At 68.7% G+C, this 24,029-nt stretch carries 18 protein-coding genes; 9 read left to right on the top strand and 9 right to left on the bottom strand.

Annotated features, from left to right (window positions below):
* Nucleotide 1 precedes the first annotated feature (1 nt).
* Both N4G63_RS25800 and N4G63_RS25795 read right to left on the bottom strand, forming a co-directional pair.
* Entirely contained in the window at nt 2–1,222 is a 1,221-nt protein-coding gene (locus N4G63_RS25800; protein ID WP_314600641.1) for a bifunctional 3,4-dihydroxy-2-butanone-4-phosphate synthase/GTP cyclohydrolase II, read from the bottom strand.
* Between the two features lie 201 nt (nt 1,223–1,423).
* Nucleotides 1,424–3,418, bottom strand: coding sequence for a sigma-54-dependent Fis family transcriptional regulator (locus N4G63_RS25795; protein ID WP_314600640.1), 1,995 nt, complete (start codon nt 3,416–3,418; stop codon nt 1,424–1,426).
* A 287-nt stretch (nt 3,419–3,705) separates the two neighbouring features.
* Between N4G63_RS25795 and N4G63_RS25790 the strand changes: the two genes are divergently transcribed.
* The 4 genes from N4G63_RS25790 to N4G63_RS25775 all read left to right on the top strand — a co-directional run bounded on the left by N4G63_RS25790 (nt 3,706) and on the right by N4G63_RS25775 (nt 7,788).
* Nucleotides 3,706–4,251 (top strand): flavin reductase family protein, encoded by a 546-nt coding sequence (locus N4G63_RS25790; RefSeq protein WP_314600639.1) that lies wholly within the window; start codon nt 3,706–3,708, stop codon nt 4,249–4,251.
* A 103-nt stretch (nt 4,252–4,354) separates the two neighbouring features.
* Complete coding sequence (locus tag N4G63_RS25785) at nt 4,355–5,452, top strand: LLM class flavin-dependent oxidoreductase (protein WP_314600638.1); 1,098 nt, start codon at nt 4,355–4,357, stop codon at nt 5,450–5,452.
* Nucleotides 5,453–5,850: 398 nt separating this feature from the next.
* On the top strand, nt 5,851–7,080 hold the full coding sequence (locus N4G63_RS25780) for a glycoside hydrolase family 30 beta sandwich domain-containing protein (RefSeq protein ID WP_260790964.1): 1,230 nt from the start codon (nt 5,851–5,853) through the stop codon (nt 7,078–7,080).
* A gap of 63 nt (nt 7,081–7,143) precedes the next feature.
* On the top strand, nt 7,144–7,788 hold the full coding sequence (locus N4G63_RS25775; RefSeq protein ID WP_260790962.1) for a PEP-CTERM sorting domain-containing protein: 645 nt from the start codon (nt 7,144–7,146) through the stop codon (nt 7,786–7,788).
* Nucleotides 7,789–8,205: 417 nt separating this feature from the next.
* On the opposite strand, the gene N4G63_RS25770 is transcribed toward N4G63_RS25775, so the two are convergent.
* From N4G63_RS25770 to N4G63_RS25740, 7 genes are all read right to left on the bottom strand, one after another.
* Nucleotides 8,206–8,709 carry a hypothetical protein gene (locus N4G63_RS25770; RefSeq protein ID WP_260787986.1) on the bottom strand — a complete coding sequence of 168 codons (504 nt, stop codon included), beginning with the start codon at nt 8,707–8,709 and terminating at the stop codon, nt 8,206–8,208.
* Between the two features lie 15 nt (nt 8,710–8,724).
* Nucleotides 8,725–9,978, bottom strand: a complete 1,254-nt coding sequence (tnpC, locus tag N4G63_RS25765) for an IS66 family transposase (RefSeq protein WP_314600789.1) — start codon at nt 9,976–9,978, stop codon at nt 8,725–8,727.
* Nucleotides 9,979–10,430: 452 nt separating this feature from the next.
* A complete protein-coding gene (gene tnpB / locus N4G63_RS25760) occupies nt 10,431–10,775 on the bottom strand; it encodes an IS66 family insertion sequence element accessory protein TnpB (RefSeq protein WP_260787984.1) in 345 nt (114 codons plus the stop codon).
* The gene (tnpA, locus tag N4G63_RS25755; protein ID WP_260787983.1) at nt 10,772–11,137 is read right to left on the bottom strand and encodes an IS66-like element accessory protein TnpA; all 366 of its coding nucleotides are present in this window, start codon (nt 11,135–11,137) and stop codon (nt 10,772–10,774) included. Before tnpA ends, tnpB begins: the two co-directional genes overlap by 4 nt.
* 367 nt (nt 11,138–11,504) lie before the next feature.
* On the bottom strand, nt 11,505–14,627 hold the full coding sequence (locus tag N4G63_RS25750; protein WP_314600637.1) for a TonB-dependent receptor: 3,123 nt from the start codon (nt 14,625–14,627) through the stop codon (nt 11,505–11,507).
* 504 nt (nt 14,628–15,131) lie between these two features.
* On the bottom strand, nt 15,132–16,226 hold the full coding sequence (locus tag N4G63_RS25745; protein ID WP_314600636.1) for a LacI family DNA-binding transcriptional regulator: 1,095 nt from the start codon (nt 16,224–16,226) through the stop codon (nt 15,132–15,134).
* Between the two features lie 186 nt (nt 16,227–16,412).
* Nucleotides 16,413–18,575 carry an alpha-glucuronidase family glycosyl hydrolase gene (locus N4G63_RS25740; RefSeq protein WP_443112114.1) on the bottom strand — a complete coding sequence of 721 codons (2,163 nt, stop codon included), beginning with the start codon at nt 18,573–18,575 and terminating at the stop codon, nt 16,413–16,415.
* A 640-nt stretch (nt 18,576–19,215) separates the two neighbouring features.
* Between N4G63_RS25740 and N4G63_RS25735 the strand changes: the two genes are divergently transcribed.
* The 5 genes from N4G63_RS25735 to N4G63_RS25715 all read left to right on the top strand — a co-directional run bounded on the left by N4G63_RS25735 (nt 19,216) and on the right by N4G63_RS25715 (nt 23,976).
* A complete protein-coding gene (locus tag N4G63_RS25735) occupies nt 19,216–20,061 on the top strand; it encodes an NAD-dependent epimerase/dehydratase family protein (protein ID WP_260790925.1) in 846 nt (281 codons plus the stop codon).
* A gap of 97 nt (nt 20,062–20,158) precedes the next feature.
* Nucleotides 20,159–21,145, top strand: coding sequence for a TRAP transporter substrate-binding protein (locus N4G63_RS25730; RefSeq protein ID WP_443112113.1), 987 nt, complete (start codon nt 20,159–20,161; stop codon nt 21,143–21,145).
* Nucleotides 21,146–21,167: 22 nt separating this feature from the next.
* Nucleotides 21,168–21,656, top strand: a complete 489-nt coding sequence (locus N4G63_RS25725) for a TRAP transporter small permease (RefSeq protein ID WP_260787449.1) — start codon at nt 21,168–21,170, stop codon at nt 21,654–21,656.
* Nucleotides 21,647–22,939 carry a TRAP transporter large permease gene (locus N4G63_RS25720; protein WP_314600634.1) on the top strand — a complete coding sequence of 431 codons (1,293 nt, stop codon included), beginning with the start codon at nt 21,647–21,649 and terminating at the stop codon, nt 22,937–22,939. The genes N4G63_RS25725 and N4G63_RS25720 overlap by 10 nt, the downstream gene beginning before the upstream one ends.
* Before the next feature lie 5 nt (nt 22,940–22,944).
* Nucleotides 22,945–23,976: an SMP-30/gluconolactonase/LRE family protein gene (locus N4G63_RS25715; protein ID WP_260790920.1), complete on the top strand. Its 1,032-nt coding sequence runs from the start codon at nt 22,945–22,947 to the stop codon at nt 23,974–23,976.
* Nucleotides 23,977–24,029 lie beyond the last annotated feature (53 nt).

The following is a 24,029-nucleotide window of genomic DNA, read 5'->3' as shown; positions in this document are numbered from 1 at the left end:
GTCAGGTGGCCGGGTCGTCGCAGGCCACGCCCAGCACATGCCCCAGTCGGCGCTGCTTGGTCATCAGGTAGGCGCGGTTCTCGTCGGTGGGCGGCGTCTGCAGTGACAGGCGCTCAGCAATGTGCAGGCCGAAGTCGGCGATGCCCTGGTACTTGGCCGGGTTGTTGGTCATCAGGCGCATGCTGGTGATGCCAAGATCCTGCAGGATCTTGGCGCCCACCGTGTAGTCACGCGCATCCACCTGCAGCCCCAGTTCCAGGTTGGCATCCACGGTGTCCAGCCCGCTGTCCTGCAGCGCATAGGCGCGCAGCTTGTGCGTCAGGCCGATGCCGCGGCCCTCGTGGCCGCGCAGGTACAGCACCACGCCCCGCCCGGCACGGCCGACCGCGGCCAGCGAGGCCTCCAGTTGCTGCCGGCAGTCACAGCGCAGCGAGCCGAAGGTGTCGCCGGTGAGGCATTCGGAGTGCACGCGCACCAGCACGTCGTCGGCCCCGTCGACCTGGCCCATCACCATGGCCAGGTGCTCGTGCACACTGCCCGGCTCGCGGTAGACGCAGGCCGTGAACACGCCGTGGCGCGTGGGCAGCCGCGCCTCCGAGGCGCGCTGCACGCCCACCTGCCGTCGCCGGTAGGCGATGAGGTCGTGGATGGAGATCATTCGCAGCCCGTGCTCGCGGGCAAACACCTCCAGCTCGGGCCGGCGCGCCATGCTGCCGTCCTCGTTGACGATCTCGGCCAGCACGCCGCCGCGGCGCAGGCCGGCCAGGCTGGCCAGATCCACCGCGGCCTCGGTGTGGCCGGGCCGGTGCAGCACGCCGCCGGGCACCGCGCGCAGCGGAAAGACATGGCCCGGGCGATTGAAGTCCTGCGCCACCACCTGGGGATCGACCAGGGCGCGGATGGTGGCGGCGCGGTCGGCGGCCGAGATGCCGGTGCTGGTGCCGTGGCGGAAGTCCACCGTCACCGTGTAGGCGGTGTGCAGCGACTCGGTGTTGCGCTCCACCATCAGCGGCAGCTCCAGCCGGTCCAGCCGATCACCGGGCAGGCCCACGCACAGCATGCCGCTGGTGTGGCGCACCATGAAGGCCACGGCCTCGGGTGTGGCGTACTCGGCCGCCAGGATCAGATCACCCTCGTTCTCGCGGTCCTCGTTGTCGACCACCACCATCATCTCGCCGCGCGCAAAGGCCTGCAGCGCGTCCTCGATCCGATCGAATGCCATCTGTTCTGTCTCCTGGGTCGTGTGGAAGGTGTGCGGATGCACGGTTGACCCAGGTCACTGCGATCTTCATGCCCGGCGATGGCCGGCCGGTCATTCAAGGACTTGCGCGCGATGCCGTGTCGCAGCGCAATGCCCTGCGACACCAGCTGTCGCACGGCAGCGCGCGATGCGACAGCGCGCCAGGCGCTGGTTGCGCCCGACTCAGGAGGGCTTGCGGGGCGTGTCGCCGTCGGCGCCATTGCGCGGACGCGCGATGCCGAACTGCACCAGCCGGCGGTGCAGCGTGGCGCGTGAGATGCCCAGCAGCACGGCGGCAGTCGACACGTTCCAGCCGCTGCGTTGAAGGGCGTCTCGCACGGCGTCGGCATCGGCCGGCACGCGCGCGGCCTGTGCTTCGGCCCCAGCGGCCGCGCGCGGCGGCCGGTCCGCGGCACACAGCGGCGGTGGCAGGGCCTCCAGGCCGATCACCGGTGAATCGCTGATGGCCACCGCGAAGCGCGCCACATGCGCCAGCTCGCGCAGATTGCCCGGCCAGGGGTGCTGCACCAGCGCACGCAGCGCCGCGTCGGTGAGCGCCAGTGCGCCCAGATGCGCCTCGGCAGCGGCGCGCTCGAAGGCCTGCTCCACCAGCACGCGACGGTCACTGCGCTGGCGCAGCGCGGGCAGCACCAGCGTGGCGCCGCTCAGGCGGTAGTACAGGTCTTCGCGGAAGCGGCCCTCGCGCACCAGCTGCTGCAGGTCGCGCAGACTGGCGGACACAAGCGCGAAGCGCACATGCACCGGCTCGGACGCGCCCACCGGCACGAACTCGCCTTCAGACAGCACCTGCAGCAGGCGCGCCTGCAGCGCAAAGGGCATGTCGCCGATCTCGTCGAGGAACAGTGTGCCGCCATGGGCCGCCAGCAGGCGTCCCGGCGAGCCTTGCTTGGACGCGCCGGTGAACGCGCCGCCGCGGTGCCCGAACAGCTCGCTCTCGATCAGGTCGGCCGGGATGGCCGCGCAGTTGATGGACACGAAGGCGCCGGCACGATGTGGCCCCGCGGCATGCAGGGCCCGCGCCAGCTGGGTCTTGCCGCTGCCGCTCTCTCCCTGCAGCAGCAGCGGCAGGCCACGCGCATGCAGGCGCTGGGCCTTGCCCAGCTGGGCCACCATGACCGGATCGCTGCCGACGATCTCGTCGAGCGTGGGCTGGTGCCGTAGGGCCGCCTCGCGCGGATCGGCGCGGCCGCGCACCACGCGCGCCAGCTCGACCGGGCCACGCGCCAGCGTGGGCGTGGTCCGGCGCGGCGGATCGGCCACCCGCACATGCACGCGGCCCTGCGCCAGCTCGATGGCGGGTGAACGCGCATCCAGCAGGCGGTCCACGCTGGGCACACCGGCCACGGTGCTGAGCTTGCGGCCGATGAGCGGCGCGTCGCCCTGGGCGGCCGCGGCGCCGGCAAAGAATTGTTCAGCCAGCGGCGTGGCATCGATGATGCGGCCGCCATCGTCCAGCGCCAGACGCGCCTCGGCCGCGCCATCGCAGAAGTCGTCGTGGCGCGACAGGCGCAGGATGCGGCCCCTGGCGTGGCGACGGTCGAAGTAGAGGTTCTCGATGCGGCGGGCCGAACTGGCCACCAGCTCACGCAGCACGGCCTGCAGCGCATGGTTGGTGCTGTGCATCGAGGTCACGTTGAGCACGCCGGCCAGGCGCCCCTCGGCGCCGAAGATCGGGGCCACGGTGCAGCTCAGTGGCGTGAGCTTGGTGGCGAAGTGCTCGCCCATCACCACCGACAGGGGCCGCTGCTCGCGCAGGCACAGGCCGACGCCGGTGGTGCCCTGGCGCTCCTCGGTCCAGATCGAGCCCGGCAGCACGCGCAGGTTGCTGCAGCGGTCCACCACGGTGGCGGCGCTGCGGAAGTGCACCACCACACCATGGGCGTCGGTCAGCATCACCACCTCGGCATGGTCGGACAGCCGCTGGTACAGGCGGTCCATCTCCGGGCTGGACAATGCGCTCAGCTCCTCGATGGGCGCGCGCCGCTCAAGCAACTCTGACCGCGTGAGCACGTCGGGCTCGACGATGCGGTCGGGCTCCAGTCCATGCTGGGTCACGCTGCGGACCCACGACGCGCGCAGCACCTCGTCGACATCGGTGGCCAGATGGGGCCGGCGCCCGTCCAATGCGGCCATCACGTGGTGGGCGTGGGCGTTCATCGGTGTCCTTCTCCTGCGGGTTGCGGGCGCAATCTACCGGCAAGGCCGAGCGGCACACAGAGGGGGAACCCGCTCGTGCAGAGCCGTGCGTGCCGCGCTGTGCGGGCGTGATGACTGTCGCATCCGGCGTGCTGCGACACCCCACTGTCGCAGCACGGCCGCCTGCGACACATGCGTGCCGTGCAAGTGCTTGATTTGACTCGGCTCAAGGGCTGGCACGTCCTTCGCAGTGGCTCCTGGCATCGCACCGGATGTCCGATGTCCGGTGAACAAGGAGGAGACCGCAGATGCAATCCCCAGCAAGCCCGACGGCCTGGGCCGAGCCGGCGATTGGCGCCTTCCGCGAGGCCATGCGCCGCCTGGCGGCCTCGGTGATGATCGTCACCACGCGCGACGGCGAGGGCCATCCGCACGGCATGGTGGCCTCGTCGGTGATTCCGGTGTCGATGGAGCCGCCGTCCATGCTGGTGGCCGTCAACCGCGGCGCGGGCCTGCATCCGGCGCTGTCGGCCAGCGGCCGCTTCTGCGTCAACCTGCTGGCCGGCCACCAGCACCATTTGCTGGCCCCGTTCTCGCAGACCAGCCTGCGCGTGGAGCGCTTCCGCTCCGATGACTGGGCCGACGCCTGGTCCCTTGCCGCCGACCGGCTGCCCTGGCTGCCGCAGGCGCCGGCCGCGATCGAATGCGCCGTCGACCTGGCCACCGACTACGGCACGCACACGCTGTTCATCGGCCGTGTGCTCAGCGTGCATTGCCCCGACGCCACGGCCGGCGCCATGTCGCCGCTGGTGTGGCTGGCCGGCGAGCGCGCGGCGCTCACGGCCACCGCCTGAGCCGGCCCGCCGAACCGCGCCAGCGCGCCCGCACAGCCAACGCGCCGGCACCACTTTCCCGTCCACGCCGCACGGCGTATTCCACCCCAGAAGGAGACTCGCGATGAAACTAGGTCTGTTCGGCATGCCGCTGCACCCGCCCACCCGCCCGATGGCCGAGAGCTATGAGGAGGACGCGGCCAAGGTGATCCACGCGGACGAGGTGGGTTTCGACGAGGTGTGGATCGGTGAGCACATGTCGTGCACCACCGAGCCGATCGCCTCGCCGCTGATGTTCATGGCCTCGCTGATCAACCGCACGAAGCATGTGCGCTTCGGCACCGGCGTGATCGCGCTGCCCAACCACCACCCGGCCGTGGTGGCCTCGGAGGTGGCGCAGTTCGACCACATGAGCCGCGGACGGCTGATGCTGGGCATCGGCCCGGGCGGCCTGGCCAGCGACATGGAGCTGTTCGACGTGCTGGACAACACCTACCGCACCGAACGCATGATGGAGTCCATCGACACCATCCTGCGCCTGTGGCGCCAGGATCCGCCCTACCGCATCGATGGCAAGCACTGGAAGATCAAACTGGCGGACACGGTGATGCCCGAGCTCGGCGTGGGCTACATCCCCAAGCCGCTGCAGCAGCCGCATCCGCCGGTGATGATGACGGCGATGTCGCCGTTCTCGGACAGCTGCAAGACCGCAGGCATCCGCGGCTGGGGCCCGATGAGCGCCAACTTCTGTCCCGAGTACATCATCGCCAGCCACTGGAAGAAGTACAAGGAAGGCTGCGAGGTGGCAGGCCGCACGCCCAACGGCGACAACTGGCGCGTGGCGCGCAACATCGTGCTGGCCCGCAGTGACTCCGAGGCACGCGACCGCGTGATGGACCCCACGGGCAGCAACTACTACTACTTCGAGTACCTGTGGAAGGTGCTGCTGGCGGTGAACTACACCGCGGTGATGAAGGCCGATCCCAAGCAGCCTGATGACAAGGTCACCGTCGAGCAACTGATCGACAGCATGGTCATCTACGGCTCGCCCAAGACCGTGACCGAGAAGCTGCTGGCCTTCCGCGAGCGCACCGGGCCCTTCGGCGGCCTGCTGATGGCCATGATGGACGGCTCGGGCGCAAACCGCGCACGCGAGTTCGAGACCATGACCTTGCTGGCGCGCGAGGTGATGCCGGCCGTGCGCAGCGCCATCGGGCGCTGACCAGGCACGTTCACGGGCCAGCCGCGGCCCGCTCTCCCCACGAGCCGGCCCATGCGCCGGACGCCGACGCGACGGGGCGCCGGGCAAGCGCCCGGCGCCCCGTCTGCCATGCAGCGGCCAGATGGCGGCGGCCATGTGGCGGCGGCGCATGCCGGCCACGCGGCTGCGCCGCGTCCATCCCCTGCATGCCGCAAGGCCCCCAAGAAGGGGATCCCCAGGGTTAACCACCAAACTGCGCGTGTAACACGGCGATACACTGAAATGGTTGCGCTACCACTTTTGGTATGCCGACCATTTGCCGCGGCTAGGGCCGGCCGCCGCGTCGATGCACGGCGGCGCGCCGGCCCGGACACAAAAAACCTGCCGGCGTTTCGGCAATCACCAAGGAGAAGCGTGAGATGACCCGAAGAAGAACCCTCAGCGCCCTGTGCGCCCTGTTCACCGGCCTGGGCCTGCTGGGCGCCACGGCCCAAAGTTCGGCGCAGACGATCAACATCGATCCCGGCACGGTGCATCAGCTGATCCGCGGCTTTGGCGGCCACAACGGCGCGGGCTGGATCAATGACCTGACCCCGGCCGAGGTCGACACCGCCTTCGGCACCGAATCCGGCCAGGTCGGCCTGTCGATCATGCGCATGCGCATCGACTCGAACAGTGCGAAATGGGCCACGCAGTTGCCCACGGCCCAGCGCGCCAAGGCCAAGGGCGTGACGTTGTTCGCCACGCCCTGGAGCCCGCCGGCCGCCTGGAAGTCCAACAACAGCCTGAACAACGGTGGCACGCTGCTGCCCGAGAACTATGGCAAGTACGCCGATCACCTGCTGAGCTTTGCCAACTACATGAGTTCGGGCAATGCGGCGTTGCACGCCATCTCGTTGGCCAACGAGCCCGACTACACGCCCACCTACGAGAGCTGCAACTGGACAGCTGCGCAGCTGGTGAGCTTTCTGCAGGCGCATGGCTCGAAGTTCGGCAGCCTGAAGGTCATTGCGCCGGAGTCGTTCAACTTCAAGAAGTCCCTGTCGGACCCCATCCTCAACGACAGCGTCGCGGTGCAGCACCTAGACATCGTCGGCGGCCACCTGTACGGCCCGACGCCCAGCGACTATCCGCTGGCCCGTGCCAAGCGCAAGGAAGTGTGGATGACCGAGCACTTCACCGACAACGTCGATGCGAACAACTGGACCTCGGCCATGCCTGTCGCGCGGGAGTTGCACCGCGCCATGGTGGCCAACTACAACGCCTATGTCTGGTGGTACATCCGCCGCTCCTACGGCCTGATCACCGACGATGGCCGCATCAGCAAGCGCGGCTCGATCATGGCGCAGTACGCGCGCTACATCCGGCCCGGCTATGTGCGCATCGCGGCCACCGAGAACCCGCACACGGACGTGTTCGTCACCGCCTATCGCAACTCGGCCGGCAAGCTGGTGGTCGTGGCCACCAACACCGGCACCTCGCAGCGGCGCATCGTGCTGAACCTGCTGGGCGGCACGGTCACGAGCTTTTCCAAGACCCGCACCTCGGCCAGCTACTCGAACGAGGCTGCCGGCACCTATGCCGTGGTCGATGGCCAGGCCACGGCCTACATCGATCCGGGCAGCGTGAACACCTTCGTGAGCCAGTGAGCCCGCGCAGCCGGCGGCGCTGTGCCGCTTCCGCCATGAACACAGAGAAAGTGAATTGAGAGCATGACGATCAAGTCAGTCATCGCCGCGGCGGCCCTGGCGCTTTGCGCAGGCCTGACCCAGGCATCCGTGGTGTTCGACAACCAGGTCACGGTGGTAGGCGGCTTCGCCAATGACGCCGCCGACTGGGTACAAGCCGACAACTTCTCGGTGGCCACCACCACCCCGATCGTCGGTGCCACCGTGTGGCTGGAGTCGCAGGGGGGCGGCTTTGCCTGGGACGGCACGCTGAACTACTTCATCTTCGAGTCGATCAACGGCGGCGCCCAGCCTGGCGCCATCCTGCAGACGGGCGCGGGCACCCTGCTGCAGCAGATCGACACGAGTGTGCTGGCCCAGGGGCGGCGCGACAACGTGCAGAAGCTGGTGTTCGCCTTCGATGCCGACTTCCTGGCGCAGGTCGGCACCGAGTACTTCTTTGGCCTTCAGCTGGGCAGCAGCGGGGTCGGCTGGTCGGGTGCGGCATCCGGCAATGGCGTCGAGTCGTTCTACTACGGCTCGCTGGACGACTGGTTCGGCAATGGCCGCGAACGCGCCTTCACGCTGCAGGGGCCGTCACCGGTGCCCGAGCCTGGCTCGCTGGCCCTGCTGGGGATGGCCTTGGCCGGCCTGGCCTTCACCCGCCGCCAAGGCGCACGGGCCGCATAGGCCGCTGCGCTGTAGCGGCCCGTCAGTCACCCCCCCGCGGTGACTGACCCCGAGACCGCCCCGGTCTCGTCGACACCGCGCGCCGGGCGCGCCGCCACCCTGGGCGTGGCGCGCCGGCCCACCGATGCCGCGCCAGCAGGCGCCGGGTGACCACCCCTCCGGTCACCGCCCATCGCCCCCCTCGCCCTATCCTTCGGGCCTTCCTTCGGTCCCCCTCGGGCCACCGGCCTGTCGCCCACGCCGCGGCTCCGCCCGGTGCCGCTCCTGCAAGCTCCCCCCAACGACTTGAACGTCCCGGCGTCCCGGCGTGCCCGCGTCCCCGCGTCCCCGCATCTCTGCATCTCTGCATCTCTGCGTCTTGGCGTCTTGGCGTGAGCGTCTGGCCGTCCCATCTTGACGAGTGGACTGGCCCCGTTGCTATGGCCTGGGCTTGACCGCCCCGACGAAGGCAACACACTCCACCAGGTTGAGCGCGCCCAGCATGAGGTACTTCTCCGCCTCGGTGCGAACGCCCATCAGGTCGTGTTCGTCGAGCCAGCCGTATACGAAGGCCAGCAGGTAGCGCTCGGCATGTTCAGTGTGGAACTGTTCGACGACCTTGGTCGCCAGTTCCTGCGGCAAGCCTTCGTTGAAGCGCGCACGGGCCGTCAGGCGCTGCAGGCAGCCGTCCTGGATGTCCTCGGTGATCAGCGGCCACTGGTGCCCGCTGAGCTTCATCGCCTGGAAGGTGACCAACAGGACGTGCAGCGCCACCTCCAGCTGCGACATGTCCGCCCCCATGCCCGGCAGCGCCAGGATCGAGGCGAGCATGTTGGGCTGCTGGGCGTAGATCTCGTCGGCCAGGCGCACCTTCTGGTCGTGGCTCATGCGGCGCACGGCGACGTCGGCCTCGATCACCACCCACTGCGCGAGCCGTCCCATCAACTTCAACTTCAGTCAGGCCGGCCGCCAGCGATGCGGCAGCAGTTCGTCCAGCCGGTGGCTGGGGTGCAGGTGGATGCGCGCCAGCACGTCGCGCAGGTAGGCCCACGGATCCAGGCCATTGAGCTTGGCCGACTGAACCAGGCTCATCACCACCGCCGCGCGCTGCCCGGCCAGCGCGCTGCCGGCGAACAGCCAGTTCTTGGCGCCCAGCTTCCACGGCTTGATCTGCCGCTCGATGAGGTTGTTGTCGATGGCCACCGCCCCGTCGTCCAGGTGCAGCGTGAGCGCCTTCCAGGCGTTCAGGCTGTAGTCGATGGCCTCGGCGATCTTGGTGCCGTCCGGCACCTGCGTGCGCTGCAGCTTCAGCCACACCTCGAACTCCTCCCACAGCGGCCGGCTGAAGCCCTGACGTGCGTGCCGACGCTCCTCGCAGCCCATCTCGGCGAAGGCGGCCTCGGCCCGGTAGATTCGGCTCCAGCGCAGCATCGCCTCGGTGGCCACCACGCTGGCACTGTGGCCGCCGCGGCTGAGTTCCTCGAAGCGGCGCCGGGCATGCGCGGCGCAGGCCGCTGCCTTGCGCTGCGGGTAGACCTTGGCATCGAGTACGCCGTTGTAGCCGGCGTACTGATCGGTGATCAGGGTGCCGTTCCACACTGGCTCAGGCGATGGCGGCCCCTTGCCGCCCAGGAAGGCCACCGGGTATTGCGCCCCGCGTCCCAGGCAGAACTCGTAGATCACGCCCGGGTGCGGATCGTGGTGGCTGCGCGCCCAGGCCCAGACGTAGACCTTCTTCGTCTTGCCTGCGCCCGGGTCCAGCAGCGGCAGCGGCGTCTCGTCGGCGTGCAGCACCGTGCAGCTGAGGATGAAGCGCCGCTGCAACTCGAACAGCGGCTCCAGCGATACGCCACCGGCGCCGCCCCAGGATGCCAGCGTCGAGCGCGGCGTGTGCACGCCCGAACGTGCGTTGATCGGCGCCTGCCGGTAGTACGGCAGGTGGTCGACGAAGCGGCTGATCAGCGTGTGCGCCACCAAGCCCGCAGCCGGGATGCCACCGTCGACCACGTCCGGCTCGGCCGGCTCCTGGTGCAGTTGCTGGCAGCACTTGCAGGCCCACTTGCCGTAGATGTGCCGGTGCACGAAGAACTTCGCCGGGATGATGTCCAGCTTCTCGCTGACGTCCTCGCCGATGCGCTGCATCGGCCGGCCGCAGTCGGTGTTTGGGCAGGTGGTGTCCTCGGGCTCGTGGCGGTGCTCGACGCGCTCCAGGTGCTCGGGCAGTGCCCGGCGACGGGGCTTGCGGGTGGCGCCTTCGGGGCCTTGGGTGTCTCGGGCAAGCCGCGCTGCAACTCGGCCAGCTTCGCCCTCAGGCTGGCCTCGTCCTCGGCCATGACTTCAGCGAACAGCAGCCGCTGTGCGGCCGTCATCGACTCGGTCTTGGCGTCGAACTTCCAGCGCTTGAGCCGCGCGAGCTCGAAGTTGAGCTTGTCGATCTTGACTCGGGCCAGCGCAATCTCGCGCTCGCGCCGGGCCAGCTCATGCGCATCGGCCTGGGCCTGCTGCTTCAATCGCTCAATCAGTGCGGCCACCTCGGCCGGCAGGCTCGTCACATCGATGGCGTCGGCAGATTCACCCGGCATGCGCAGCATGGTGCCGCGCCTGCCGCCACGGCACCATTGGCACTTGTGCTGTCAACGGCCCCCGGCCGTCGTATTGCTCGATCAGCAGCGGCGGATGGTGGCCAGTTCGCCCAGGCGCTGCCAGGGCAGGCCCAGCGTCAGCGCCTCGAACTGCTGCGTGCTGAGCTGCAACGCGCAAGCTGCCGAGCCCGCCTCGGCCGTGTGCCTGACGAAGCGGCCAGCATGCAGCCGGCGCGTGGCGCACCACACGCCGAAGCCGTCGTGCACGAGCAGCTTGAGCCGGCTTGCGCGCGCATTGGCGAAGAGGTAGCCGTGGTGCGCGCGCGCCTCGCCCAGCGTGTTGACCACCACTGTCAGCAGCCGGTCGGCACCGGCACGCATGTCCTGCGGCTGGGTGCACAACCACAGCGTGTCGATACGGATCAACGCAGCCACTCCCGCAGCCAAGCCCCGCACTCGCTGGCGGCCTGGCCGGGCCAGATGATGCTCACGGTGGTCGCGCCACGGCGCAGCTCGATGCGGATGTCCGGCAGCGCGCCGGCCGTGCTCGGCGGCAGCGGCAGCGCGATGAACTGCGGGGCTGGAGTCGCAGCATTCGCGTCCTGTGCGGCCGCTGCAACCCGTTCCTGCCGGCGCCAGGCATGCACCATGTTCGCGTTCAGACCGTGCGACTGCGCCACACTGGCCACCGATGCGCCGGGCTGCTCGCATTCCGCCAGCACCTGTTGCCTCAGCGCGGGGGGATGCTGGCGCACCTTCTTGCGTGTCGAGTGTTCCATCGTGTCCATGACAGAGTTGTCGTGGACACGAGACTGGCGCGACGATCGCTGTCGTTCAAGATGGGATGGCTAGCCGCTCACGTCTTGGCGTCTTGGCGTCACGTCGCCACGTCGCCACGTCGTCACGCGGCATCGCTGCCTTGCCGGGCCGCTGAGCGCCGGCCTGCGAATCGGTCGCACGCGATCGGCCTGTTGTTGCCCGGCGGTGCCCATGCAGGCGCCCGCGGGCCAGGCCCGGCGGCCGTTGCGTCACGCCGCCGAACCGCCCGGCAAGTCACCCGGCAAGTCACCCGGCAAACCACCCAGCCAACGCAAAAAGGGCCGACGCGAGCCAGCAGCTCGCGTCGGCCCCTCGGCACCCTCGGGTGCCGCTGGATCAGAACTTCATCTGCGCCGACAGCTGGTAGGTACGGCCCGGATCCCAGTAGGTGCGCGTGGCGTACTCTTCCTGCACGAAGGTCTTCTGCTTGGCGGCCGTCAGGTTGGCCACGTCGAAGTTGACCGACACGCCAGGCTTCCAGCCCACCCAGTCACCGATCTCGAGCCGGGTCGACAGGTCCATCTGCAGATAGGCGCGGTTGTACTTGTTCAGCCGCACCGCCACGTTGCCATCCGAGGCCATGGTCTCGAGAACGCTCTGGGCCTTGTAGCTGCCGCTCAGGCGCACCGAGCCGCGGCTGTTCTCGAAGTAGCCGGTCAGGTTGATCGTGTAGGGCGAGACACCGATGGGCGACTGGCCGCTGGTGCCAGCGTCCTGGGTCGTGCGGGTGTAGTTCGCGATGAAGCCGAAGCCGTTCATCGGCAGGTAGCGGTCCAGCGACTGCGACCAGGTCAGCTCCAGGCCCTTGAGCTTCATCACGTCATCGGTGTTGACCGGCTGGCTCAGCGTGATCAGGTGCTTGTCCGGACCGCCGCTGGCGGTCACCGCCGCCTCGGCGGCGCTGCCGGCCGAGTAGGTCAGCGCGGTCGGGCCGAACAGATCACGGATCTGCGTCAGCGTCAGCTGCTGCGTCACTGTCTTCGGGAAGTTGCTGATGTTCTTGGCGAAGAACGCGGCCGCGAGGTAGCTGCCCTTGCGGTCGGTGTACCACTCCCAGCCCAGGTCGAGGTTCTTCGACGAGAAGGGCTTGAGCGCCGGGTTGGTGGCCGAGGCCGTCTGGAAGGCCACGTCACTGGACGTCACGGTGAGCGGCCGCAGATCGCTGGGGTTGGCGCGGGTGATCGACTTGGAGCCGGCCGCGCGCACGATCATGTCGTTGCTCAGGTTGTAGGCCAACGTCGCGCTGGGCAGCGTGCTGTTGTACGAGGTGCGCTGCGAGGTCTCGACAATCAGCAGCGGATACCGCGCGCCTTGCGAAGCCGATGTCGTGCCACCGCCGGTCAGCGCCAGCGTGCGCGGATCGGGCGCCGTCGCGAACACGCCGATGGTCTGCATGGCATGCGTGTGGCGCAGGCCCACGTCGTAGCGCAGCAGGCGGTCGAAGATGCGGGTACGGCCGTTCGCCTGCACATAGGTGCCGATGATGTCTTCGCCGAAGCGCTGCGCGGAGACGCCGCTGAAGCCGTTGCTGGTGGCCTGCACCAGGTTGTTGGCCAGGTCGTAGTAGTGCGTGGCCTCGGCAAAACGCGCCCAGTCCAGCGTCACGAAGCCGCTCTTGCCCGGCGACAGGTAGCTGCTGACATTGGGAACGGCCGAGCCCAGGTAGGCCAGCGGCGCGGCGCCCGTGGTCCAACCGGTGCCAAACCCGGGGTACTGCGACTTCACGTTCACGGAAGACGCATTTGCGGCCGTGATGCTGCCGTTGCAGGTGTTGGGGTTCAGGCTGTTCGGCGAGGCCATCGTGAAGTTCAGATAGCCGCCGCAGGTGATGTTCTGCCAGCGGCCGTCGTCGGTCAGGCCGGTGATGCTGCGCGCGTACTTGTCATAGGCCATGCCGCCCTTGATGGTGAGATCCTCGTCTCCCCATGCCAGGTTCCAGCGTGCACCGCTGGTCTTGATGACCCGGCCTTCACCGTTGATCGAGATGTTGATGCCGGTCGGGCCGCCGGGATACCAGCCGAAGTTGGCCGGGTCATTGGGGTCGATGCTCGGCGTGTAGACCGGGAACTCGCCGTTGTGGCTGATGGTGGTGGTGAAGGGCTTGGCGCTGTTGGTGGGGATGTGCAGCGTGGGCGCCAGGCGCTCGAAGGTGCTGCGCGCAACGTTCAGCTGACCGTCGAGCGTCCACTTGTCGTTCACGCGCCACTCGAAACCCGGCGTGATCGAGCTGAAGTCGGTCTTCTCGTCCATCCGGCGCCATTCCAGGAAGCCGGCGGTGTTCAGGAAGGTGCCGCCGGTCGCGAAGCAGTAGCTCGAGCAATCCGCGCTGTTGTAGGTCATCCCCATCGGGATGGCCGCGGAGTTGCGGATGCTGACGTTGAAGTCGGAGCGCTCCTGCTTGTTCGTCTTGTTGCCCGCGAGCAGGTCGACATAGGTGTCCAGATCGGACGTCGGCCGGAACTCGAAGCTCAGCAGTGCGTTCAGGCGCTTGCGCTGGCCCTCGAAGTACACCTCGCGCGGCAGGCGGGGCACATAGCCGTTGTCCAGTTGCTGCACCGTCGCGTTGGGGTTGAGCTGGCTCAGCAGCGCCGCGTTGACGGCCTGGCCGGCCGTCAGCGTGCGCGTCAGGCCACCGACCGTGTAGGTGCCGGCGGCTGCCGACGAGACCGTGGTGGGCACGTTCCACGCGCCCGCGGTGGTGCCCGAGGTGCCGCTGCCCGATTGCGCCGGATTGGCCAGGCGCGGCGTGATCCAGTCCTGCACATAGCCCACCTCGAAGCCACGCGTGGCCACGCGGTTGTCGGCAAACGAGATGCCGGCCAGCACACCGAACTTCTTGTCGAAGGTGGTGCTGTAGAGCGCCGTGCCGCGCGTGCTGGCCTGGGGCGACGGGTCGTTCTTGGCGAGTTGCAGCTTGACCACGCCGCGCGAACCCGGCTTGTCGAACGGGCGCGCCGTGCGCATGTTCACCACACCCGCAATGGCGCCTTCCAGCAGGTTGGCGGTCGGGCTCTTGGCCACCGAGATGTTGGAGAACAGGTCGCCGGGCAGGAAGTCGAGGTCGACCTCGCGGTTCGCATTGGAAGCGCTGCCGAAGCTGGTGCCCGCCGACGCCACCGGCGCACCGTTCAACAGGATGCGGGTGAAGTTCGAGCCCAGGCCGCGCACCTGGATGTTGAGGCCCTCGCCGGTCACGTCGCGGTTGACCTGCACCCCGGGCACGCGCGAGACCGACTCGGCCAGGTTGTTGTCCGGGAACTTGCCCATGTCCTCGGCATGGATCGAATCCGTCAGGCCGATGTTGTCGCGCTTCTCGCGTGCAGAGGCGGCGAGCGAGCTGCGGATGCCGCTGATGACGACAGTCTCCTGAACGCCGGCACTCTTGGCGTCGTCGGCCTTGGCGCCCGCCGATGCCGGCGCCGACTGCGCATAGGCCATCGTGATCAGGCTGCTCAGCAACGTTGTTGCAAAGACTTCCCGCGCGCCCATCGACTTGCGAGGCACCCCCATAGAACGATTCATGTTCGACTCCTGCGTGCGGCTCGGTGGCCTGCTGTTTGCCATGCGCCCCGGCTTGTCGTGGCTGCTCGACCGCACCAATCACACCATCGTGTTTGGTAGCGTATCAATCAGTTGGTAGCGCAATCAGTTCAGTATAGCGAGCGACCTTTGCTTGCGATCCCTGGTTTACCCCGACGCCGCAAGGCTTCGCAGCGGCTGCTGCAGGTGGCGAAGGTGGCGGTGTCGCTTGGGCGGCCGGGTGCGCGTGCGGCACCCGCGCAGCAGGCTGGCAGGCGCCATGCCTATCGGTCAATCAGCGCGTCCAGGTTACGGTGTGATGCGGCCTGGCCCAAGCCCGACCCCGCACAGGTGCTAGCTGCGCGCATTCAGCGTCTGCATGCATGGCAAGCCCGCACAACTGCCGTCGCGCCCCGGCGCCGGCCGGGCGCGTGCGAGGCTGGCTCACACCTCGCTGGGGCGCGATGCAGTGACCCGCAGCGGCGGGCGGAACCGCGGTGCGGCGTCCGACTGCCGCCTCACCAGTTCAAAGTCCATCAGCATCTGCTCGGGCGCAATCGATTCACCGTTGCGCCGGCTGCGAACCTGTCGCACCACCAGGTCCACGGCGGCAGCGGCCATCTCTGCAATGGGCTGCCGCACGGTGGTGAGCTCGGGCCAGATCGTGGTGGCCAGCGGCGCATCGTCGAAGCCGACCACGGTCAGATCGCTGGGAACATCCAGGCCCATGCGGTGCGCGATGGCCACTGTCGCGGCCGCCATGTCGTCGTTGCTCGCGAAGATTGCCGTGGGGCGCTGCTCGTCGGAGAGCAGAACTTCGGCGGCATCCAGCCCGGAGCGGTAGCTGAACAGGCCCTGCGCCACCAGCTCATTCGAAGCGCCCAGCCCGGCGTCCGCCATCGCCGCGTGAAAGCCGGCCAGACGACGGTCGCTCGAGGTCTGCTTGGGATCGCCGACGATGAAGCCCAGCCGCTGATGCCCCAACTGCAGCAGATGGCGGGTCATCACATAGGCGGCGCGATAGTCGTCGATGCCCACGGCACAGACCTGCGCACCCGGCAGCCCGCTCGAGACCGTCACGGCGGGCGTGTCGGTCTCCGCCACGAGCTTCAGCAGCGCCTGCGAGTCACAGAACGGCGGCGGCAGGATCAGGCCGTCCAGGCCGTTCTGCAGCATCTCGGCCACCATCGTGGCCTCCTGCGCCCTGACGTCGCAGCGCTGCACCACCAGGCGCACATTGCTGAGGCTCGACTTGTTCAGAAGGCCGATCAGGAACTTGTTGAGGTAGCTGGCGCTGGGATCGTTGTAGATGACGCCGATGCGGATCAGGTCCGAACCGGCGAGATTCCGCGCCGCCTGATTGGGCACGTAGTTCAACGCCGCCAGGGCCGCCTGCACCTTCTGCCGGGTTTCGAGCCGAACGTTCAACTCGCCGTTGACGACCCGCGAGACCGTCATCGGCGACACGCCCGCGTGGCGCGCAACGTCGGCGATCGTGGCAACCTTGGGACTGCGCCCAAGGCGTGTATCGGATTTCAATCCTCACCCCACCTGTTCACGCCATCGAACGGCGCGTTCTTGAGTCATTCATGCGGCCCCTGGCCTCTGTACCGGCCGCTTCGCAACGCCTCGCCGGAGCTCCGGCGGCGTGACACCGGCGAGCCCCAGGGGCAGCGTTCATGGTTCCGCAATCATAGGGCAAGGCGCCCAGGTGGCCGGCCGGCGTCAACCACCGTGGCCGGGGGCGAAGGGAAATCGCAAGCCCTTGTAGTGCGCCAGCGGATGCTCCGGCGGCCGCGTGCCTTCCGGCAAGGGCAGGCCATTGACGGACTGGAAGTAGGCCACGCAGGCGTCGCGCCACCAGCGCGCCTCGCGCTCCTGCACCACCAGTGCTGCCGCCACATCGGCGTGCCGTTGCGCGTCCACATGGGGGCGCAGGGCCTCCCATCGACGGCGGAACTCGGTGACCTTCTCCGCTCCGCGGTCGTAGCGCAGCACCAGCTCATGCCACAGGCTGCGGCCGGAGGCCATGCGGTGCTGCCACGGCAGATGGTGGAACCACAGCAGCAGGTTCTCGGGTGTGTCACGCACCTGGGCGAACTGCCGTGCCAGCGGCGGCGCGTACTGGGCCACGGCATTCGATCCGCCAGGCGTGCGGTCGAAGCCGATGCCGAGCCGGCTTGCGCGATGGAAGTAGGTCGGGTTCCAGTCGGCCCGCTCCAGGTCATCGACCCAGGGTGCCGGGCCGTAGTGATGGCCGGTGCCCATCAGGTGATGCAGGCCCAGCGGTGTCATGTAGTCCACCGCCGCCTCGCGCGAGGCCAGCATGATCGACACGATCTCGTCGAGGGCGGCCGGCGCGGAGCCGAAGGTCTGGCCGGCCCACTCCCTGGCCACGGCCGCCGGGCTCAGGTCCGGGTCCCAGGCCATCCGGCCGAAGGCATACCAGTTGGCCTGGTCGAAATGCGAGCCCGTCCAGTTGCGGTCGCTGCCGATGTTGGCCACCCCGGCCATGGCCCCTGGCAGCGCCGCGGGCCCGCCGCCGGCGATGACGCGGGCCACCGTGCTGCCCGGGCCCTGCTGCAGCGTGTCGGCCTTCAGCACCTCCTCGAACAGCGGGCCCAGGTAGACCAGGTGGCTGGCGAATCCCAGGTACTCCTTGGTCAGCTGCACCTCCAGGGCCATGGCGGTCTTGGGCATGCTGCCGAACAGCGGGTGGAAGGGCTCGCGGGGCTGGAAGTCGATGGGACCGTTCTTGACCTGGACGATGACATTCGACGCAAACCGCCCGTCCAGGGGCTTGAACTCGTCGTAGGCCTGTTGCGCACGGTCGGCACCGACCTCGGGCGAATAGACGAAGGCCCGCCACATCACGCGGCCGCCGTGCGGTGCCAGGGCCTCGGCCAGCATGTTCGCGCCCTCGGCATGGCTGCGGCCATAGTCCTGCGGGCCGGGCTGCCCTTCGGAGTTGGCCTTGACGAGAAAGCCGCCGAAATCGGGGATGCGCTGGTAGATCTCGTCGGCCTTGGCGCGCCACCAGCGCCGAACGGCCGGGTCCAATGGATCAGCGCTCTTCAGGCCGCCGATCTCCATCGGCGCTGAAAAGCGGGCCGACAGGTAAACGCGAATGCCATACGGCCGGAACACCTCGGCCAGCGCCGCGGCCTTGGCCAGCCACGGCGCGGTGAGCGATTCGGCCTTGGCATTGACGTTGTTCAGCACCGTGCCATTGATGCCCAGCGAGGCATTGGCCCGTGCGTAGTCAACATAGCGGGCGCTGCGCATGTCGGGCAGCGCCCACCAGTCCCAGATCGACGATCCGGCATAGCCACGCTCGACGCTGCGATCCAGATTGTCCCAATGGTTCAACACACGCAGCGCCACGCGCGGGGCCGACTGCTGGTTCAGCGCCTGCAGGTCGGCACCGGACTGCGCGGCGCGCAGCCAGGCAAAGCCGCCATACAGCAGGCCGGTGTCGGTGTTGGCAGCGATGAGCGTCACGGCCTTGCCCCGCCAGCGCAGGCTGCGCAGCAGGTAGCCCTCGCTGCCCAGCGCCTGCAACGGCAGCTTCAGCGCCCTGAGCGCCGGCATCGCCTCGGGCGTGGCCAGCACCAGGGCGCCGGCGCACAGTTCACGCGCCACGGGCAGGCGCTGCCCGCTCAGGCCCTGCACGCCCAGCCGGAGTTCGGCCACCGCGGCCTGCAGCTGCAGGGATGGCGTGCCCGCCGTCACCAGGCAGCGTGCCGTCGATGCGATGCGGGCGCCGAGCTGCGGCGTGGCGCTGCGATACCGCAGCCAAAGCTGGTAGCCGTCCTCCACGTCGTGGGCGGCAGCACCGATCGGCGTCGCCAACAACAGGCAGGCCAGCAGTCGAAACAACATTGCCATCGCATCCCTCTCGGCACTTTCGGCACTCGGTTCACGCGGCATCGGGCGCCGCCTGCACAAGCCGTCGCCGATGCCCGTGCCGGGCTAGTGCATCGACCGCTTTTCGCGCGGCAATGGTAACGCTATCTCTCTTGCCAGAGGCGCCGTCGAACCAGATCTTCGATCAACCGCCGACACCCACCCCACCGGCCGGGCATTCCTAGGTGTTTGGCCTAGATGTTCAGGCCGCAATCATCTTGATAATCCGCCCCTTGGAACGCGCCTGAACCACATTGGCCAGGCATCGCTCCACTCATTGTTGATAACGCAACCATTTTGTGGGATGATGTCTCCGGTCCGAACCTGCCATGGCCGGCATGGGGCACCAGGCAGCGGGTGCTGCCGGGCGTTTCCAGAGGTCAAAGCGCAGGATCGCGGCGGCCCTGCCCGGCGTCGTCGCCTGCCCACCGCGCCATGCCGTCAACCCGTGCGGCAGACGGGCCGGCACCGACCGGCCTTGAAATCCGTGGCCGCGGCCCACGCCCGGCCGGCGCGCCCGGCCCCGGCTCGGACGGCGCATCGGCATGGGTCCGGCGCGAGCCTTGAACTGCAGTGCAACGGATCGACAGCCCACGGCATGAACGATCCATCCGAGAAAACGATGAATTCTGCTGACCCCCGCACGCCTGCCGTGCAAGGCTTCCAGCGCCTGCTGCTCACCGGCGCGGCCGGTGGCATCGGCCGCCATCTGCGGCCGCGGCTGCGTGCGCACTGCGCCGCGCTGCGCGTGTCCGACATCGGCCCGCTGGGCGAGGCCGCGCCGGGCGAGGAACTGGTGCCCTGCCGCCTGGAAGACCGCGCCGCGGTCGAGGCCCTGCTGCAGGGCGTGGACGCCGTGGTGCACCTGGGCGGCATCTCGGTGGAAGACCGCTGGCAGCCCATCCTCGATGCCAACATCGTGGGCGTCTACCACCTGTACGAAGCGGCGCGCCACCAGGGTGTGAAGCGCATCGTGTTCGCCAGCAGCAACCATGTCACCGGCTTCTATCGCCAGAGCGAGACCATCGACGCGCTGGCCCCGCCGCGGCCCGACGGCCTGTATGGCGTGAGCAAGGCCTTCGGCGAAACGCTGTCGCGCCTGTACTGGGATCGCTACGGCATCCAGACCGTGTGCCTGCGCATCGGCAGCGTGACGCCGGCGCCCGAGAACCGCCGCATGCTGGCCACCTGGCTGAGCATCGACGATCTTGAGCGCCTGGTGCTGGCCAGCCTGCGCACGCCGGTGGCCGGCCACAGCATCGTGTTCGGCATGAGCGACAACCACCAGGTCTGGTGGGACAACCGCCACGCCGCCCACATCGGCTACCGGCCGCAGGATTCCAGCGAGCCCTGGCGCGCGCAGATCGAAGCCGCCGAGCCGCCCTGGCTGGATGCCCGGGCAGCAATCGTCGCCCATCAAGGCGGGCGCTTCGTGGCGCTGGGGCCGTATGACGACCCACCGGCCTGATTCGCGGCAGCGGGCCCACGCCGACGGACCCACTGCACACACCACTGACTCCAGCGCCCTGGCGACAGCCGCGCGGCGCACTTCTCAAAGGTTTCACATGTCCTGCTCCTCCCTTTTTTCACCCTGGCTGCGCCGTGTGGCCGCCCTCACGATGGGTGTGGCCTGCGTCGCCGCCCAGGCCACCCAGTTCCGCGCGGCCGACGTGCACAACGCCGACGACTACCCCACCGTGGCCGCCGTGCGCCACATGAGCACGCTGCTCGAGAAGGCCAGCGGCGGCAAGCACAAGATCAAGGTCTTCAACAAGGGCGCGCTGGGCACCGAAAAGGAGACCATCGACCAGGTCAAGATCGGCGCGCTGGACCTCACCCGCGTGAACATCAGCCCGATGAACGCGGTGTGCCCGCTGACCCAGGTGCCGACCATGCCCTTCCTGTTTCGCTCGGTCGAGCACATGCGCCATGCGCTCGACGGCCCGGTGGGCGACGAGATCCTCAAGAGCTGCGAAGGCGCCGGCTTCATCGGCCTGGCCTTCTACGACTCGGGCGCGCGCAGCATCTATGCCAAGAAGCCGATCAAGAGCGTGGCCGACGCCAAGGGCCTGAAGATCCGCGTGCAGCAAAGCGATCTGTGGGTGGCCCTGGTCGGCGCGATGGGCGCCAACCCCACGCCCATGCCCATTGGCGAGGTCTACACCGGCCTGAAGACCGGCCTGATCGATGCCGCCGAGAACAACCTGCCCAGCTTTGACGGCTTCAAGCATGTGGAGGCGGTGAAGTTCTACGCCAAGACCGAGCACTCGATGGCGCCCGAGATGCTGCTGATGAGCAAGCTGGTCTGGGACAAGCTGCCCAAGGCCGAGCAGGACATGGTGCGCGCCGCGGCCAAGGCCTCGGTGGCCTTCCAGCGCCAGAAGTGGGACGAGCAGGAGGCCAAGTCGCTGGCCGCCGTCAAGGCCCAGGGCGGCCAGGTGGTCGATGTCGACAAGGCCTCGTTCCAGGCCGTGATGGGCCCGGTCTACGACAAGTTCATGACCACGCCTGAGCACAAGCGCCTGGTCAAGGCCGTGCAGGACACCAAGTAACTCCGGCGGACGGGCGCGCACGATGTACACGCAGTTCTGCGCCGGGCTGTCCCGGCTGTGCCTGATGGCGGCGGTGGCCCTGCTGCTGGCGGTGGTGCTGAGCGTGCAGTGGCAGGTGTTCGGCCGCTACGTGCTCAACGACACGCCCACCTGGGCCGAGGCCGTGGCCCTGCTGGGCGTATTGTTCGTCACCGCGCTGGGCCTGGCGGTGGGCGTGCGCGATGCCGGCCACGTGGGCCTGGAGTCGATGGTGGCGCTGCTGCCCGAGGCCTGGCAGCGCCGCATCGAGCTGCTGATCCATGCCCTGGTGGGCCTGTTCGGCGCGCTGATGTGCCATGGCGGCTGGACCTGGGCCGCCGCCAAGTGGGGCGAAAAAAAGCCCATGCTGCCGGTACCCGACGGCATCGACTATGTGCCGCTGATCATCGCCGGCGCCTTGATCGTGCTGTTCTCCATCGAGCACATCCTGGCCAACCTGCGCGGCAGCGTGGTGGAGCCATCGTGGAACTGACGGTCCTGTGTGTCTCGTTCGCAGCCCTGCTGCTGCTGGGCGTGCCGGTGGCCTTTGCCATCGGCCTGTCGTCGGTGGCCACCATCCTGGCCGCGGGGCTGCCGATGGCAGTCGTCTTCCAGAAGATGGTGGGCGGCATGCAGGTGTTCAGCTTTCTGGCCATCCCGTTTTTCGTGTTCGCCGGCGAGCTGATGCTCTATGGCGGCATCGCCGAGCGCATCGTGCGCCTGGCCAACAGCCTGGTGGGCCATGTGCGTGGTGGCCTGGGCATGAGCAATGTGCTGGGCTGCACGCTGTTCGGCGGCATCGTCGGCAGCCCGGTGGCCGATGTCTCGGCCATGGGCAGCGTGATGATCCCGCTGATGAAGAAGCAGGGCTACGACGCCGACTACGCGGTCAACGTCACCACCCATGCGGCGCTGGTGGGGGCGTTGATGCCCACCTCGCACAACCTGATCCTGTTCACGCTGGCCACCTCAGGCATCGCCTCGGTCAGCGTGATGGGGCTGATCCTGGCCGGCGTGCTGCCGGCGCTGCTGCTCACGCTGTGCAACCTGGGCGCCGCCTGGTGGGTGGCGCGCCGGCGCGGCTATGCCACGCAGGGCGAGTTTCCGGGCTGGGCGGCGGTGGCGGTGGCCTTTGCCGCCTCGCTGCCCGGGCTGCTGGTGGTGGCCATCATCCTGGGCGGCATCCTGAGCGGCCTGTTCACCGCCACCGAGTCGGCCGCGGTGGCCGTGGGCTGGGCGCTGCTGGTCACCGTGGGCGTGTACCGCTCGCTGAGCTGGGCGCACTTTCTGAAGGCCTGCGCCAAGGCCTGCAAGACCACCGGCGTGGTGCTGCTGCTGATCGGCATCTCGGCGGCCTTCGGCTACTTTCTGGCGCTGTACGAGGTGCCGCAGAAAACCGGCGCGCTGATGCAGTCGCTGTCGAGCGACCCGTGGGTGATCTTCCTGCTGATCAACGTGCTGCTGTTCGTGCTGGGCACCTTTCTGGACATGGCACCCACCATCCTGATCTGCACGCCGATCTTCCTGCCCATTGCCCAGCAGTACGGCATGGACCCGCTGCAGTTCGGCATCGTGATGCTGATCAACTGCGCGCTGGGCCTGAACACGCCACCGGTGGGCACGGTGCAATTCGTGGGCTGCGCCATCGGCGGCATCTCGGTGGGCCAGGTGATGCGCTCGATCTGGCCGTTCTACGGCGCGCTGGGCCTGTGCCTGCTGGCGGTGACCTATGTGCCGGCCTTCTCGACCTGGCTGCCGGGCCTGATGATGAAATGAGCGCCATGACCCACAGCTCCGCCATCAGCCCCGCCATCAGCCCCGCCATCAGCCTGCAGCAGGGCCCGGCCCTGCCCTTCGTGCCCAGCACGCGCTACCCCGATCCGGCCATCGAGATCCTGCACCCCAGCTTCGCGGCGCTGCGCGTCTACAGCAGCGGTGTCGAGCAGATCGCCAGCGGCTGCCGCTGGGCCGAGGGGCCGCAGTGGTTTGGCGACCACCGCTGCCTGCTGTGGAGCGACATCCCCAACAACCGCATCCTGCGCTGGGATGCCGCCACCGGGGCGGTGACGCCGTTCCGAACGCCATCAAACCATGCCAACGGCCTGGCGCGTGATGCCCAGGGCCGGCTGCTGGCCTGCGAGCACCACACGCGGCGCGTGACGCGCACCGAGCACGACGGCCGCATCACCGTGCTGGCCGACACCATCGACGGCACGCCGGGCGGCGCACGGCTGAACTCGCCCAACGACATCGTGTGCCAGCGCGACGGCACGGTGTGGTTCACCGACCCCGAGTTCGGCATCCATGGCTGGTGGGAGGGCGAGCCGGGCATACCGGCGCCGCACCAGGGCGTGTACCGCATCGACGCCGCCACCGGCCGGCTGAGCTGCCCGATCACCGACCTGGCCGGCCCCAACGGCCTGGCCTTCAGCCCCGACGAGCAGGTGCTCTACGTGGTGGAAAGCCGGGCCCGGCCCACGCGCAAGATCTGGGCGTGGGACGTGGGGCCCGGCGGCGCGCTGACGAACAAGCGCCTGCACATCGATGCCGACGGGCCGGGGGCCTTCGACGGCATCGCGGTGGATGCGCAAGGCCGTATCTGGGCCGGCCTGGGCTCCGACGGCAGCCCGGGCGTGGCCAGCGAGGGCCTGGACGGCGTGCGCTGCTTCGACCTGGACGGCCGACCCCTCGGCCACATCCACCTGCCCGAGCGCTGCGCCAACCTGTGCTTCGGCGGCGACCGCCGCAACCGGCTGTTCATGGCAGCGAGCCACTCGGTCTATACCGTGGCGGTGAATGTGCAGGGCGCCTGAGCGCCCGCGTTCGTCGATGGCTTGCGCCAGGTTCGCACTGCCCACCCCCTTCT

It is taken from the genome of Aquabacterium sp. OR-4 (genome assembly GCF_025290835.2).
Lineage (GTDB): Bacteria > Pseudomonadota > Gammaproteobacteria > Burkholderiales > Burkholderiaceae_C > Pseudaquabacterium.
This window is presented reverse-complemented; position numbering and strand designations above follow the sequence as displayed.

Coding starts and splice junctions, on each gene's coding strand:
- N4G63_RS25775 (WP_260790962.1), top strand. CDS start 7,144: ATGACGATCAAGTCAGTCATCGCCGCGGCGGCCCTGGCGCTTTGCGCA.
- N4G63_RS25795 (WP_314600640.1), bottom strand. CDS start 3,418: ATGAACGCCCACGCCCACCACGTGATGGCCGCATTGGACGGGCGCCGG.
- N4G63_RS25790 (WP_314600639.1), top strand. CDS start 3,706: ATGCAATCCCCAGCAAGCCCGACGGCCTGGGCCGAGCCGGCGATTGGC.
- N4G63_RS25735 (WP_260790925.1), top strand. CDS start 19,216: ATGAATTCTGCTGACCCCCGCACGCCTGCCGTGCAAGGCTTCCAGCGC.
- N4G63_RS25785 (WP_314600638.1), top strand. CDS start 4,355: ATGAAACTAGGTCTGTTCGGCATGCCGCTGCACCCGCCCACCCGCCCG.
- N4G63_RS25730 (WP_443112113.1), top strand. CDS start 20,159: ATGTCCTGCTCCTCCCTTTTTTCACCCTGGCTGCGCCGTGTGGCCGCC.
- N4G63_RS25800 (WP_314600641.1), bottom strand. CDS start 1,222: ATGGCATTCGATCGGATCGAGGACGCGCTGCAGGCCTTTGCGCGCGGC.
- N4G63_RS25740 (WP_443112114.1), bottom strand. CDS start 18,575: ATGGCAATGTTGTTTCGACTGCTGGCCTGCCTGTTGTTGGCGACGCCG.
- N4G63_RS25715 (WP_260790920.1), top strand. CDS start 22,945: ATGACCCACAGCTCCGCCATCAGCCCCGCCATCAGCCCCGCCATCAGC.
- tnpA (WP_260787983.1), bottom strand. CDS start 11,137: ATGGACACGATGGAACACTCGACACGCAAGAAGGTGCGCCAGCATCCC.
- N4G63_RS25780 (WP_260790964.1), top strand. CDS start 5,851: ATGACCCGAAGAAGAACCCTCAGCGCCCTGTGCGCCCTGTTCACCGGC.
- N4G63_RS25725 (WP_260787449.1), top strand. CDS start 21,168: ATGTACACGCAGTTCTGCGCCGGGCTGTCCCGGCTGTGCCTGATGGCG.
- N4G63_RS25770 (WP_260787986.1), bottom strand. CDS start 8,709: ATGGGACGGCTCGCGCAGTGGGTGGTGATCGAGGCCGACGTCGCCGTG.